This is a genomic window from Amycolatopsis sp. cmx-4-54 (assembly GCF_046548895.1).
GTDB lineage: Bacteria > Actinomycetota > Actinomycetes > Mycobacteriales > Pseudonocardiaceae > Amycolatopsis.
Map to the genome: position 1 here is coordinate 268,961 of NZ_JAEBEJ010000005.1, position 13,929 is coordinate 282,889.

At 70.6% G+C, this 13,929-nt stretch carries 14 protein-coding genes; 9 read left to right on the top strand and 5 right to left on the bottom strand.

Annotation, left to right across the window (positions count from 1 at the left end):
* Nucleotides 1–88 precede the first annotated feature (88 nt).
* The 4 genes from ggt (at nucleotide 89) to ACLJQ7_RS18530 (ending at nucleotide 4,943) form a co-directional block, all read left to right on the top strand.
* Nucleotides 89–1,900, top strand: a complete 1,812-nt coding sequence (gene ggt / locus ACLJQ7_RS18515) for a gamma-glutamyltransferase (protein ID WP_410649805.1) — start codon at nucleotides 89–91, stop codon at nucleotides 1,898–1,900.
* A gap of 180 nt (nucleotides 1,901–2,080) precedes the next feature.
* Nucleotides 2,081–3,007, top strand: a complete 927-nt coding sequence (gene fmt, locus ACLJQ7_RS18520; protein WP_410649436.1) for a methionyl-tRNA formyltransferase — start codon at nucleotides 2,081–2,083, stop codon at nucleotides 3,005–3,007.
* Entirely contained in the window at nucleotides 3,004–4,440 is a 1,437-nt protein-coding gene (locus tag ACLJQ7_RS18525) for an RsmB/NOP family class I SAM-dependent RNA methyltransferase (protein WP_410649437.1), read from the top strand. Before fmt ends, ACLJQ7_RS18525 begins: the two co-directional genes overlap by 4 nt.
* Nucleotides 4,437–4,943, top strand: coding sequence for a flavoprotein (locus ACLJQ7_RS18530; protein ID WP_410649438.1), 507 nt, complete (start codon nucleotides 4,437–4,439; stop codon nucleotides 4,941–4,943). The genes ACLJQ7_RS18525 and ACLJQ7_RS18530 overlap by 4 nt, the downstream gene beginning before the upstream one ends.
* Here the strand turns inward: ACLJQ7_RS18530 and ACLJQ7_RS18535 are convergent.
* The 3 genes from ACLJQ7_RS18535 to ACLJQ7_RS18545 form a co-directional block, all read right to left on the bottom strand.
* Nucleotides 4,940–6,064 carry a serine hydrolase domain-containing protein gene (locus ACLJQ7_RS18535; protein WP_410649439.1) on the bottom strand — a complete coding sequence of 375 codons (1,125 nt, stop codon included), beginning with the start codon at nucleotides 6,062–6,064 and terminating at the stop codon, nucleotides 4,940–4,942. The genes ACLJQ7_RS18530 and ACLJQ7_RS18535 overlap by 4 nt on opposite strands.
* A gap of 184 nt (nucleotides 6,065–6,248) precedes the next feature.
* A complete protein-coding gene (locus tag ACLJQ7_RS18540; protein ID WP_410649440.1) occupies nucleotides 6,249–6,908 on the bottom strand; it encodes a response regulator in 660 nt (219 codons plus the stop codon).
* Nucleotides 6,905–8,140 (bottom strand): sensor histidine kinase, encoded by a 1,236-nt coding sequence (locus ACLJQ7_RS18545; protein ID WP_410649441.1) that lies wholly within the window; start codon nucleotides 8,138–8,140, stop codon nucleotides 6,905–6,907. Before ACLJQ7_RS18545 ends, ACLJQ7_RS18540 begins: the two co-directional genes overlap by 4 nt.
* A 145-nt stretch (nucleotides 8,141–8,285) precedes the next feature.
* On the opposite strand from ACLJQ7_RS18545, the gene rpe reads away from it, so the two are divergent.
* From rpe to ACLJQ7_RS18570, 5 genes are all read left to right on the top strand, one after another.
* A complete protein-coding gene (gene rpe / locus ACLJQ7_RS18550; protein ID WP_410649806.1) occupies nucleotides 8,286–8,972 on the top strand; it encodes a ribulose-phosphate 3-epimerase in 687 nt (228 codons plus the stop codon).
* 112 nt (nucleotides 8,973–9,084) lie between these two features.
* Nucleotides 9,085–9,708: a riboflavin synthase gene (locus tag ACLJQ7_RS18555; RefSeq protein WP_007029651.1), complete on the top strand. Its 624-nt coding sequence runs from the start codon at nucleotides 9,085–9,087 to the stop codon at nucleotides 9,706–9,708.
* A 53-nt stretch (nucleotides 9,709–9,761) separates the two neighbouring features.
* Complete coding sequence (locus ACLJQ7_RS18560; protein ID WP_410649807.1) at nucleotides 9,762–11,036, top strand: bifunctional 3,4-dihydroxy-2-butanone-4-phosphate synthase/GTP cyclohydrolase II; 1,275 nt, start codon at nucleotides 9,762–9,764, stop codon at nucleotides 11,034–11,036.
* Nucleotides 11,033–11,539, top strand: a complete 507-nt coding sequence (gene ribH, locus ACLJQ7_RS18565) for a 6,7-dimethyl-8-ribityllumazine synthase (protein WP_410649442.1) — start codon at nucleotides 11,033–11,035, stop codon at nucleotides 11,537–11,539. The genes ACLJQ7_RS18560 and ribH overlap by 4 nt, the downstream gene beginning before the upstream one ends.
* A gap of 17 nt (nucleotides 11,540–11,556) precedes the next feature.
* On the top strand, nucleotides 11,557–12,000 hold the full coding sequence (locus ACLJQ7_RS18570; RefSeq protein ID WP_126731744.1) for a PH domain-containing protein: 444 nt from the start codon (nucleotides 11,557–11,559) through the stop codon (nucleotides 11,998–12,000).
* A 280-nt stretch (nucleotides 12,001–12,280) separates the two neighbouring features.
* Here the strand turns inward: ACLJQ7_RS18570 and ACLJQ7_RS18575 are convergent, their stop codons facing one another.
* Nucleotides 12,281–13,060 (bottom strand): exodeoxyribonuclease III, encoded by a 780-nt coding sequence (locus tag ACLJQ7_RS18575; protein ID WP_410649443.1) that lies wholly within the window; start codon nucleotides 13,058–13,060, stop codon nucleotides 12,281–12,283.
* 109 nt (nucleotides 13,061–13,169) lie between these two features.
* Complete coding sequence (locus ACLJQ7_RS18580; protein WP_410649444.1) at nucleotides 13,170–13,907, bottom strand: S1 family peptidase; 738 nt, start codon at nucleotides 13,905–13,907, stop codon at nucleotides 13,170–13,172.
* Nucleotides 13,908–13,929: the final 22 nt, after the last annotated feature.

Here is a 13,929-nt window from a genome sequence, read left to right on the forward strand (position 1 = left end):
TCTGCTCATCGAGGCCAGACCGCACTACCGACGTTCGCAGGTCTGGCCGGGTCTTGTCCGGGGTGGACAGGCGGGGCAGACTCGCGCCATGGCCGCGCACAGAAGCACTCTGGGACGCATCACCGCAGTCACCGCGATCGCCGCACTGGTCGGCACAGCCGCACCGGGAACCGCGGCCGCGGCACCACCGACACCCAAGTCGCCGACCGCCGTCGGCTATCTGGGCGCGGTGTCGAGTATCGACGCGGACGCGACCGCGATCGGCACGAAGATCCTGCGTGAGGGCGGCAACGCCGTCGACGCCGCCGTCGCGACGGCCGCCGCGCTGGGCGTCACCGACCCGTTCTCCGCCGGCTTCGGCGGTGGCGGCTTCTTCGTCTACTACGACGCGCGCACCGGCAAGGTGCACACCCTCGACGGCCGCGAGACCGCGCCGTCGACGGCGAACGAGAACCTCCTCGTCGAGAACGGCAAGGCGATCCCGTTCCCCGAAGCGGTGACCAGCGGGTTGAGCGTCGGCGTGCCAGGCACACCCGCCACCTGGGACGAAGCCCTGCGCAAGTGGGGGACCAGGTCGCTGGCGAAGGCGGTCAAGCCCGCCGAAGAGCTCGCCCGCAAGGGCTTCACCGTCGACCAGACCTTCGCCACCCAGATCGCGAACAACGCCGCCCGCTTCTCGGCGTTCCCCTCGACCAGGTCGCTGTACCTGCCCGGCGGCGCGCCGCCCGCGGTCGGCACGACGTTCAAGAACCCGGACCTCGCGGGCACGTACGCGCAGCTCGCCGCGAAGGGCACCGACGTGCTCTACCGCGGCCCGATCGGCGCGGACGTCGTCGACACCGTCCGGAAACCGCCGGTGGACCCCGCGTCGACGCTCAACGTCCGGCCCGGTGACATGACGGCGGCCGACCTCGCGAAGTACCGCGTCGTCGAGCGGAAGCCGACCAAGACCCACTACCGCGGCTTCGAGGTCTACGGCATGCCCGCGCCGTCGTCCGGCGGGCTGACCGTCGGCGAGGCGCTGAACATCCTCGAGAACACGAAGCTCTCCAAGCTGGAGAAGGCCGACTACCTGCACTACTTCCTGGAGTCGACGCGGTACGCCTTCGCCGACCGCAACCGGTGGATCGGCGACCCGGCCTTCGTCGACGTCCCGGCGAAGGAACTGATCAGCCAGAAGTTCGCCGACAGCCGCGCGTGCCTGATCGACCCCGCGAAGGCCGGAACGAGCCCGGTCGCGCCGGCCGACCCGCGCAAGCCCACGCCGTGCGTGGCGGGGACGAACCCCGCGCCGACGCCGTACGAAGGTGAGAACACCACGCACCTCACGGTCGCCGACCGGTGGGGCAACGTCGTCGCGTACACGCTGACCATCGAGCAGGAGGGCGGCAGCGGCATCGTCGTGCCGGGCCGCGGGTTCCTGCTCAACAACGAACTGACCGACTTCTCCTTCACCCCGGTGACGCCGGGCGTGCCCGACCCGAACCTGCCGGGCCCGGCCAAGCGGCCGCGTTCGTCGATGGCGCCGACCATCGTGCTCGACCACGGCAAGCCGTTCCTGGCCGTCGGCTCGCCCGGTGGCGCGTCGATCATCACCACGGTGCTGCAGATCATCACCGGCCGGATCGATCGCGGGCTGAAGCTCGTCGACGCGATCGCCGAACCGCGCGCTTCGCAGCGGAACTCGGCGGCCGCGCAGGTCGAGCAGGCGTTCCTCGATCAGACCAAGGTGCTCGCCGCGCTGAAGGCCAAGCAGCAGGGCTTCTCGACGACGCCCGCGGAGATCGGGGCGGCGACCGGCGTCGAACGGCTGCGGGACGGCCGGTGGCTCGCCGCGGCCGAACCCACGCGCCGGGGTGGCGGCTCGGCGGCCGTCGTGCTGCCCTGGCCGCCCCGGTAGGTCTTCGCCCACGTGCAATGAAGGGGCCTTTCATCGCAAAATTTGCGATGAAAGGCCCCTTCATCGCAGCCCCCGGAGCGCACGGGGAGAGCGAGCGCGCCGGGGCGGCGGGGCCCTTCTAGACTGAGCGGCGATGTTCGCCCAGTCAGAGGTACCCGTCCGCCCGGCGGAGGTGCGTTGATGCGCCTCGTCTTCGCCGGCACCCCCGAACCCGCCGTCCCGTCGCTGCGCGCCCTCCTCGCGTCCGAGCAGCACGAGGTCGTCGCCGTCGTGACCCGCCCGGACGCGCAGGCGGGCCGTGGCCGCCGCCTCGTCCGGTCCCCGATCGGCGCGCTGGCCGACGAGCACGGGATCGAGGTGCTGACCCCGCCGAAGGCGAGCGATCCGGCGTTCCTCGCCCGGCTCGCGGAGATCGCGCCCGACGCGTGCCCGGTGGTCGCGTACGGGGCGTTGCTGCCCCAGGCCGCGCTGGACATCCCGGTGCACGGCTGGGTCAACCTGCACTTCTCGCTGCTGCCCGCGTGGCGTGGCGCCGCGCCGGTCCAGGCCGCGATCCGCGCCGGGGACGAGATCACCGGCGCCTCGACCTTCCGCATCGTCAAGGAACTCGACGCGGGGCCGGTCTTCGGCGTGGTCACCGAGCAGATCGGTGACACCGACACCGCGGGTGAGACCTTAGCCAGGCTGGCGGAGTCCGGGGCGAAGCTGCTCGTGTCCACGATGGACGGAATCGCCGACGGAACACTGCGTGCGGTGGAACAGACCGGTGACGGAGTGACCTACGCGCCCAAGGTGACCGTCGAGGACGCACGGGTCTCGTTCGCCGACCCGGCCACGGCCGTCGACCGGCAGATCCGCGCGGTCACGCCGGAACCGGGCGCGTGGGCGGAGTTCCGCGGCGAGCGGCTGAAGCTCGGCCCGGTGACGGTCGTCGACGAGCCGGGGCCCCCGCCCGGCGAACTGGTCGTGGAGCGCAAGCGGGTCCTGGTCGGCACGGCGTCGAAGCCGGTGCGGCTGGGCGAGGTGCAGGCGCAGGGGAAGAAGCGGATGGCGGCCACCGACTGGGCGCGCGGTACGAGGATCGAACAAGGAGAGCGCCTGCAGTGAACGAGCGTAGGGAACGCCGGCCGTCGAGGCCGGATCGCGGCCGTCCGGGCCAGCGTAAAGAGGGGCCGAGCCGCCCGCCGCAAATCGATCCGGCTCGTCAGGTCGCCTTCGACGTCCTGCGCGCGGTGCGCGAGGATGACGCGTACGCGAACTTGGTGCTGCCGCAGCTGCTGCGCAACCGCCGGATCTCCGGCCGCGACGCGGCGCTGGCCACCGAACTGACCTACGGCACCTGCCGCGCGGTCGGCATGCTGGACGCGGTCATCGAGGCCTGCCTCGACCGGCCGCTGGCCAAGGTGGACGCCATCGTGCTGGACGGGCTGCGGCTCGGCGCGTACCAGCTGCTGCGCACCCGCATCCCCCAGCACGCCGCCGTCGGGTCCACTGTGGACCTCGTCCGCGCCGAAGTCGGCTCCTGGATCGCGGGTTTCGTGAACGCCGTGCTGCGTTCGGTGTCCGAAAAGGACGAAGAGAGCTGGCTGAACGAACTGGCGCCCGACGAGGCCGCCGACCCGATCGGGGCCTACGCCCTGCGGACAGCACATCCGCGCTGGGTCGCGCGGTCGTTCGCGGAAGCCTTGGGGGACAAGGGGCCCGAACTGAAGGCGGCCCTGGAGGCCGACGACGACCGCCCCGACGTCCATCTAGTCGCCCGGCCAGGTGAGATCAGCGCCGACGAACTGGCCGCGATCACCGGCGGCGACGTCGCGCCGTACTCGCCCTACGGCGTCCGGATGCCCGCCGGCTCCGGCGACCCCGGCGACATCGAGCCGATCAAGGAAAAGCTGGCCGCGGTGCAGGACGAGGGCAGCCAGCTGTGCGCCGTCGCCGTCACGAAGGTCCCGCTCACCGGCTCCGACGAGCGCTGGCTGGACCTGTGCGCCGGCCCGGGTGGCAAGGCCGCGCTGCTCGGCGCGCTGGCGGCGATCAGCGGCGCGACCGTCGACGCCGTCGAGAAGGCGCCGCACCGCGCGAAGCTGATCGAGAACGCCGTCCAGGGCTTGCCGGTGACGGTCCACGTCGCCGACGGCCGCGAGACCGGCCTCGAACCGGGCTACGACCGCGTCCTCGTCGACGCACCGTGCAGTGGTCTCGGCTCGCTGCGGCGCCGCCCCGAGGCGCGCTGGCGCCGTCAGCCCAGCGACATCTCGGACCTGACGAAACTGCAGGGCCAGCTGATCACCGCGGCGCTGGACCTGGTCCGGCCCGGTGGCGTCGTCACCTACGTCGTCTGCTCGCCGCATCTGGCCGAGACCGAAGGCGTCGTGGGGGAGACCGCACGCCGCGCCGGTGCCCAGATCGTCGACGCGCGGGAGTTCTTCCCGGATGTCCCGCAGCTCGGCGACGGCCCGTACGTCCAGTTGTGGCCGCACCGCCACGGCACGGACGCGATGTTCTGCGCCGTTCTTCGGAAGCCGGACTCCGCCGGGTGAGCAGGGTCCTCGGCCTGGTCGCGAGCTCGTGCGGCGGACTGGACACCCGGTTCGCCGCGCAGCTCGCGAAACCGGCCGCGGACCGCGGCTGGGAGCTCGCGATCACGCTGACCCCCACCGCGGCCCGCTGGATCGAGGAGACCGGTGGGCTCGGTGACCTGGAGAAATGCACCGAGCTGCCGGTCCGTAGCACCTCCAGGCTGCCGGGCGAACCCCGGCCGCATCCGGATCCCGAGGTGTTCCTCTTCGCGCCCGCGTCCGCGAACTCGGTGGCGAAACTGGCGCTGGGCATCGCCGACAACCAGGCGCTGACCCTGCTCGGTGACGTCCTCGGCACGCCGGGGATCACGATCGTGCTGGGCTACCAGATCCAGGACACGCGGATCCACCATCCGGCGTGGCAGCGCCATCTCGACACGCTCGCCTCGGCCGGGGTCACCACCGCGAGGCTCAGCCCGGCGGCCTCGTGGACCTCCGTGCTGGACCTGCTGCCGTCGGTTTAGCGGGCGCAGAACCCGGTGTCCAGCGCCTTGGCGAGGTCGTCCGAAACCTTGGGCGGCGCGGGATTCAGGTTCACCACGACGTTCACCCGCCTGCCGTGCGGGACGGCACCGGACAGGTTCGCGTAGCCGACGATGTTCCCGCCGTGCCCCCAGAACCTGCCACCGCACGACAGCGGGACGGACGCGATGCCGAGCCCGTACTCCGCGCCCGGAAGCCCGATGCGTGCCGGAACGGTCCGTTGCATTTCCGCCATTTGCACGCGCGGCAAGAGGCGGCCGTCGACGAGCGCGCCGTAGAACCGGTTCAGGTCCGCGCCGGTCGAGATGAGCCCGCCGGAGGCACCGGCCGCGGACGGATCGAATTCGGTGTAGTCGGTCTTGCCTGCGGGACCCGGGCCGTAACCCCTGGCGTGCGGATACGGCAGGCCCTCGTCGCCGCGCGAGGGCAGGTACGTGCCGCGCAGGCCGAGCGGCTCGGCGATCCGGCTCCGGATTTCGGTGGCGACGGAACGACCGGTGAGCTTCTCGATCAGCATTCCGGCGATGATGTAGTTCGTATTGGAGTACGACCAGTTCGTGCCGGGCGCGAACAGCGGCGGATGCGCGAGGCCGATCGCCACCAGCTCCTCGGGCTCGGCGCCGCGGTGGCGCCACTCCTCGAGATCGAGGTCGAGGAGGTAGTTGTAGATCCCGCTGGTGTGCTGGAGCAGCTGCCGCACGGTGATCTTCGTGCCGTCGTTGCCGTTCCCCTTGACGAGCCCGGGCAGATACCGCTCGATCGGCGTGTCCAGCCGGACCTTTCCTTCGGCGACCAGCTGCAGTACCACGACGGCGACGAACGTCTTGGTGATACTGGCCGCCCGGAACTTCGAGCCGTGCGGGAACGGCGTCCCGGTCTCGATGTTCCCGACGCCTTCGCGCTCCGACCACGTCCGCCCGGACGGGTTCGTCACCGTCGCCTGCGCGCCGGGGACACCGTCCTGTACCAGCGTCTTCAGCGCTTTGTCGACCTCGTCGTGGGGTTTGCCCACGGCGAGCGCCGGGGTGGCGGTCGTCGCGGCGAGCAGCGCGACCAGCGAACCGACGGCGATGATCTTCTTGCCTGGCAAGGATTTTCGCATGGATGCCACGCTAGGGACCCGTGAGTGCGGTGGCCATGGGGTGCGCCCCCGCGTCATACTGAGGTTTACCCCACTCTCGGGTGCCCGTCGCGTGGCGCGTGTTGCGAAAGCCACTTTCGCAACCTTCACCGTTGCGAAAGTGGCTTTCGCAACACGGCCGGGCGTGGGGCCGCGCGTCGAGAGGTCAGCGCAGGCTGTGCCCCGGTGCGACGATGCCGGTCTCGTAGGCGAACACCACCGCCTGGCTCCGGTTGGCCGCCCCCAGTTTCCCGAAGATGTTGCCCACATGGGTCTTGACGGTTTCGAGGCTGATCACCAGCTCGCCCGCTATGTCCACATTGGACTTACCGGTGGCGATGAGCCGCAGCACCTCGGTCTCCCGTTTCGTCAGCGAGGACGGCCGGGGAGCGAGGCCGGACGGCGCCGGGCGCGCGGTGACCATCCGGCGGATCGCGTCGGGGAACAGCAGGGTCTCCCCGGCGGCGATGGTCCGGATGGCGTGCGCGAACTCCTCCTTGCGCGCCCGCTTCAGCAGGAACCCGCTCGCCCCGGCCAGCAGCGCGTCGTAGACGTAATCGTCGTTGTCGAACGTCGTGATCACGAGGACCTTGGGCGGTTCCGGGATCTCGGCCAGTACCCGCCGGGTCGCCTCGATTCCGTCGACCCCTGGCATGCGCACGTCCATCAGGACCACGTCGGGATGTGCCCGCCGCACCAGATCGACCACTTCGCCGCCGTCACCGGCCTCCCCGACCACGGTCAGATCGGGCTGGTTGTCCAGCAGTGAGCGCAAACCGGCGCGCAGCAAGGGTTCGTCGTCGACGAGCAGGACCCGCAGTGTCATGAACGCGACCGTAGCGGGATCGTGGTGACCAGCCGCCACAGCGGTTCCCCGTCCACGGCGGGCCCCGCGACGAGTTCGCCGCGCAGCGCTTCGACCCGCTCCGTGAGCCCCGGCAGCCCGTTGCCGCCGCGGCCGGAAGCGATGGCGTGCTCCACGAGCGGGTTCACGATCTCGATCCGCAACGCGTCGGCGAGCACCGCGACCCGCACGCTCACCGGGCCGGGATGGGCGTGCCGCAGCGCGTTCGTCAGTCCTTCTTGGACGATCCGGTACGCCTCCCGCGAAAGGGTCGCGGGAAGTTCCGCGGCGGGCCCGGTCAGCTCGTAGTCGATCACCGCGCCGCCCGCGCGAGCCCGTTCGGCCAGCGTGGCGGCCTCGATCAGCCGTCGTTCGGGTTCACGGGAGGTCCGGTCGTCCCGCAGCAGGCCCAGTACGTGGTCGAGGTCTTCGAGCGCCGCGCGGGACGACTCTTCGATGGTGCCCAGCGCCCGGCGCACCAGCTGCGGTTCGGAATCGACCAGTTCGGCGGCCGCGGCCGCCTGGATGGTCGACGTCGTCAGCGTGTGGCCGATGGAGTCGTGCAGTTCGCGGGCGAGCCGGTTGCGCTGCTCGAAGTGGTTCGCCCGGACTTCGGCGGCGGTGACGCGTTCGGCGGCCGACGGGCCCAGCAGCGCGACCGCGCTGTACTGGAACAGTTTGGTGAAACCGGCGAGGACGTACGCGATCACCACGAGTGTGAAGAGCCCGATCGGCAGCGTCCACGCTCCGGCGACGCCGGGTTCGATCGTCACCTGTTCACCGAAGATCGCGATGGGACTGCCACCACCTCCCGCCCACACCAGGGTCAGGACGAACCCCAGGAACAGGAAGCAGCCGAGGCCGAACAGCACCCAGCCGAGCGCGGTGTGGACGAGCAGCCAGGCCGCCGAACGCCAGCGCTCCGGCCAGGCGACCTTCGTATTCGGCACGGGCTGCGCGATCCGCGTGCCCAGCATCTGGTTGGAGAACCAGATCCCGACCCGCCGCATCGGCCCGGGCAAACCGGCCAGCGCGACCAGTACGCCCATGGCGAGCACGCCGTAGACCGCCTTCGCCCGCACGTCGCCCGGGGTGAGGACGGCGGGGAGGAGCGCGATCGGGAACGGGATCGCGGTGATCGCCATGCCGAGGAAACCGAACGGCAGGCTGCGGTAACTGCCGATCCGGACCAGGGGTTTGAGTGGGTTGACCATGACCGGAACGCTATTCGGCGGCGGGTGCGCGCACCTCCCACTGCGGTGCCATTTCGCGTCATACTCCAGACCGGGCCGCCGGTCACAGCCGGTTAGCGGGCGTTAGCGGCGCCCTCTTACACTCGGGCGCGTGGCTCACCGACCTTTGATCGCACCCAGCATCCTCTCCGCGGACTTCGCCCGGCTCGGCGACGAGATCCGCGCCGTCGCGGGGGAGGGGAAGGGTGGGGGCGATACTTCAGTTCGCGCGGACTGGGTCCACGTCGACGTCATGGACGCGCATTTCGTGCCGAACCTGACCCTGGGCCTGCCCGTGGTGCAGTCGCTGCTCAAGGCCACCGACGTGCCGATCGACTGCCACCTGATGATCGAGAACCCCGACAAGTGGGCCATCGGGTACGCCGAAGCGGGCGCCTACAACGTCACCGTGCACGTCGAGGCCGCGCACGACCCGATCGCGCTGGCGAAGAACCTGCGCGCCGCCGGGGCGAAGGCCGGGCTGTCGATCAAGCCGAACACGCCGATCGAGGACCACCTCGAGACCCTCAAGCACTACGACACGCTGCTGGTGATGTCGGTCGAGCCCGGTTTCGGCGGCCAGTCGTTCATCGAGGGCGTCCTGGACAAGGTGCGCACCGCGCGGCGCCTGGTCGACACCGGCCACCTCAAGCTCGTCGTCGAGATCGACGGCGGGATCAACGCCGACACCATCGAGCAGGCCGCCGAAGCCGGTGTGGACTGCTTCGTCGCCGGTTCCGCCGTCTACGGCGCCGAAGACCCTGGTAAGGCCGTCGCGGCGCTGCGCGAGCAGGCCGCCCGCGCCCGCGGCTGATCCCGCTTCTTGATCCGCCGTCGGGTCAGGAGAAGGAATCGGTTCCGATGGGTGTTGGATGAGGGGAGCACCGTTTCCAGCGACGGTGCGAGCCAGGAGGAGGGCAGCAGGAGTGTTCACCGGCATTGTCGAGGAACTCGGCGAGGTCACCGCGGTCGAGCAGGTCCCGAACGCCGCGAGACTGACCGTGCGAGGGCCGCTGGTGACCAGCGACGCCGGGCACGGCGACTCCATCGCGGTGAGTGGCGTGTGCCTCACCGTGGTCGCGGTGGCGGGCGGTGAGTTTACCGTCGATGTCGTGCACGAGACCCTGCAACGTTCCAGCCTCGCGAAGGTGCACGTCGGCGACGTGGTCAACCTCGAACGCGCGACGCCGGCGGGCGGCAGGCTCGGCGGGCACATCATGCAGGGCCATGTCGACGGCACCGGCGTCTTCCTCAAACGCGACGAGCAGGGACTCACCACGTTCGCGCTGCCGAAGAAGCTTTCCCGGTACGTGGTCGAGAAGGGGTCGATCGCGGTCGACGGCGTCTCCCTCACGGTCGCTTCGGTGACCGACGAGGAGTTCTCCGTCGCCCTGATCCCGACCACCCTCGAACTCACCACCCTCGGCCGGAACACCCCGGGCGACCTGGTGAACCTCGAGGTCGACGTGGTCGCCAAATACGTCGAGAAGCTGGCCATGCCGCACCTGCGCGCGCAGGGGGACAATGGCGGTACGGAGGAGCGGGCGTGAGCGAGACGAGTGCGATTCCGGGGTCGGTGGAGCTGACCCCCTGTGGAGGCGGGGTGGCCGTGAACGCCGATGCCATCGAGGCGGCCATCGCCGACATCAAGGCGGGCCGTCCGGTCGTCGTGGTGGACGACGAGGACCGCGAGAACGAGGGCGACCTGATCTTCGCGGCGGAGAAGGCCACGCCGGAACTGATGGCCTTCATGGTGCGCTACACCTCGGGGTACGTCTGCGTGGCACTGACCGAGGCCGAGGCGGACAGGCTCGACCTGCCGCCGATGTACCACACGAACCAGGACCAGCGCGGCACCGCGTACAGCGTCACGGTCGACGCCGCCGAGGGCATCACCACCGGTATCTCCGCGGCCGACCGGTCGCACACCGTCCGGCTGCTCGCCGACCCGGCGTCCAAGGCGTCGGACTTCCGGCGGCCCGGCCACGTGGTCCCGCTGCGCGCCAAGCAGGGCGGCGTCCTGCGGCGCCCGGGGCACACCGAAGCCGCGGTCGACCTGGCCCGGCTCGCCGGGCTCTCGCCGTCCGGCGTGCTCTGCGAGATCGTTTCGCAGAAGGACGAGGGCGACATGGCCCGCCGCGACGAACTCGAGGTCTTCGCCGCGGACCACGACCTCAAGATGATCACCATCGCCGACCTGATCGCGTACCGGCGGCGCACCGAAAAGCAGGTCGAGCGGGTCGCCGAGGCGCGTATCCCGCTGACCGCGGGCACGTTCCGGGCGGTCGGGTACGACAGCCTGCTCGACGGGATCGAGCACATCGCGTTCGTCTACGGCGAGATCGGCGACGGCGAGGACATCCTGGTCCGCGTGCACTCCGAATGCCTGACCGGTGACGTCTTCGGCTCGCTGCGCTGCGACTGCGGCCCGCAGCTGGAGGCCGCGCTGGAAGCGGTCGCCAAGGAGGGGCGCGGGATCGTGCTCTACATCCGCGGCCACGAGGGCCGCGGCATCGGGCTGCTGCACAAACTGCAGGCCTACCAGCTGCAGGACGCCGGCGCGGACACCGTCGACGCGAACCTGCAGCTCGGCGTCCCCGCCGACGCGCGGGACTACGGCACCGGCGCGCAGATCCTGTGCGATCTCGGCGTCCGCTCGATGCGGCTGCTGACGAACAACCCGGCCAAGCGGGTCGGGCTGGAGGGCTACGGCCTGCGGGTGAGCGGGCGGGTGTCGCTGCCGATCTCGCCGAACCCGGAGAACCTGCGCTACCTCAAGACCAAACGGGACCGGATGGGGCACGACCTGTCCCAGCTGGAGCATTTCGACCAGGTCGGCGCCGAGGTCGACCAGGGCAACGGAGGTGGCACGCGGTGAGCGGCGAGGGCCGTCCGGACGTCGAACTCGACCTGTCCGACTGTAAGAACATCCGGCTCGGGATCGTGGCCACGCGCTGGCACACGCAGATCACGAGCGCGCTGCTGGAACGCGCCCTCGAGGCGGCCAAGGCGGCCGACCTGGAGGAGGAGCCGACGGTCGTGCGCGTCGCGGGTGCCGTCGAGCTGCCCGTCGCCGCGCAAGCGCTGGCCCGCACGCACGACGCGGTCGTCGCGCTGGGTGTGGTCATCCGGGGCGGGACGCCGCATTTCGAGTACGTCTGCGACGCGGTCACCGCGGGCCTGACCAGGGTCGCGCTCGACGAGAGCACCCCGGTCGGCAACGGCGTCCTCACCTGCGACACCGAGCAGCAGGCCCTCGACCGGTCGGGGCTGCCCGGCTCCGTCGAGGACAAAGGCTACGAAGCGACGGTCGCCGCGCTGGACGCCGCGCACGCGCTGCGGAACCTGCGCCAGCCGTGGACCGAGCGGGGTTTCGTGTGAGCGTCGAGGCGGATGTGATGACGGAGTCCGAGGTCGTGGTGGTGCGGCCCCGCCGTGCCCTGGTGATGTGCTCGGTGCTGGCGGTGATCATGCTGGCGACGTTCGTGGTCGTCGCGGTCCTGCTGCGCGGTTCGGACACCGGCGTGATCTTCCAGCCGTCCGACCAGGCGGCGATGATCGGCATCGGCGTCCTGCTCGCCGCGGGCACGATGCTGTTCGCGACCGCGCGCGTGAAGGCCGACGCCGACGGCATCGAGGTCCGGAACGTGCTGATGACCAAGAAGTTCGCGTGGAGCGAGGTGCTCTCGGTGAGTTTCCCGGACGGGGCCTCGTGGGCGCGGCTGGAGCTGCCGGATGACGAGTACTACTCGGTCATGGCGGTGCAGGCGGTGGACCGGGAACGCGCGGTGGCCGCGGTGCGGGCGCTCCGGAAGTTGCACAAGGCGGCCTGGGAGGGCTGACGCGCTCTTTCGTCGTGCTATGAAAGGTCCTTTCCTTGCAAAATTTGCAAGGAAAGGACCTTTCATAGCGATCGTGAGGCTTGTGGGGCGGTGCGCCTCGGGGGGCGTTGCGAAAGCCACTTTCGCAACCTTCAACGTTGCGAAAGTGGCTTTCGCAACGTCGGCCGGGCTTCGGCGCCTCAAACGCGCCGCAGATGTGCCCTTCGGCACCGGCGGGCGGACGGCCGGTGCGCTCCGGGAGTGTCACAGCCCGTTTACGGCACCTGGACCGACCGGCCGCTCAGAGCGAAAGATCCACCACGATCGGCGCGTGGTCCGAGGGTCCCTTGCCCTTCCGCGCCTCACGGTCCACATAGGAATCCGTCACCGCACCGGCCACGACGGCGTCGGCGTACACGAGGTCGATCCGCATTCCCTTGTTGTTCGGGAAGTTCCCGGCCCGGTAATCCCAGTACGTGAACGGGTGGTCGTACTTCAGCGGCCGCGGGAAGACGTCCGACAGCCCGAGGTCGCGCAGCGCGGCGAGCGCCTTCCGCTCCGGCTCGGTCACGTGCGTCGATTCGGCGAACACGCCGATGTCCCAGACGTCCGCGTCGGTCGGCGCGATGTTGAAGTCGCCGAGCACCGCGAACGGCAGCCCGCGCGCCTGCTCCTCCCGCACGGTCGCCTCCAGCGCCGAAAGCCAGGCGAGTTTGTAGCCGTAGTGCGGGTTCTCCAGGTCACGCCCGTTCGGCACGTACACCGACCACAGTCGCAGCCCGCCGCAGGTGGCGCCGATCGCTCGCGCGTCGGTCTTGTCCTCGAAGGTGGGCTCGCCGGTCAGGCCGCGTGTCACGTCTTCCAAGCCGACGCGGGACACGATCGCGACGCCGTTCCAGCGCCCGATGCCGTACGCGGCCGTTTCGTAGCCCAGTTCCTTCACGGCGTCGAAGGGAAAGGCGTCGGTGCCGCTCTTGAGTTCCTGCAGGCACAGCACGTCCGGCCGTACCGTGCCGAGCCAGTCCAGCACCCTCGGCAGCCGGGGCCCGATCGAGTTCACGTTCCAGGTCGCGATCCGCATGCCCGCGAGCGTCCCACACCCCACCGACACGACGACGAGAAAGGGGCCCTTCCGAGACGGGTCGCGTCTCGAAAGGGCCCCGGCCGGGGGGCTGCGGAGGGGGAGAGAATCAGACCCCGGTGGTCGAGCGGATCCAGGAGCGGGCCGAAGCGACGCTGCCGTAGTTGTTGGTGCCGCGGATGTTCGAGCCGCTCTGGTTCTGCACGGTCGAAGCGACACCGACCTGGACGCCGTTGGAGACCTGGGGGCCGCCCGAGTCGCCCTTCCACGCCGAACCGTTGATGCCGACGCTCTGGATGGCCGGGCCGCCGTAGGCGTCGCGCGAGGTGCCGGTGACGCGGACGTTGGCCACCTTCAGCGCCGAGGCGGGCGGGCCCGTCGGGGTCTCGCGGCCCCAGCCGTAGAGCTGGTTGGTGCTGCCGACCGACGGGTTCGAGCTGGCCAGGGAGATCGGCGTGACACCGGCGTCCGAGGCCAGGTGCAGCAGGGAGATGTCGGCACCGTTCGGCGAGGACACCTTGCGGTCGACGGCGATCTCACGGCCGCCCTGCAGCGCGTTGCTACCGACGCGGACCCGCATTCCGCTGCCGTCGGAGTCGAGGCAGTGCTTGGCGGTCAGGACCCAGCGCTGGGCGATGACGCTGCCGGAGCAGTTGAACCCGTCCCACTGACGGCCCGGGGTGTTGACGTAGACCTGGGCGCCCCAGCTCACGGTGGGGGCGGTGCCACCGCCCACGATGTTGGGCTGGACACCGGTGGGGGTGCCCGCGGAGGCGACCGCGCCTGCGGTCATGGTGAGGGCTGCGGCGGCGAGGGTGGCGGCGCCCAGCGTACGAAGACGGCTCACGGTGCAGGAGTCCTTTCGAGCG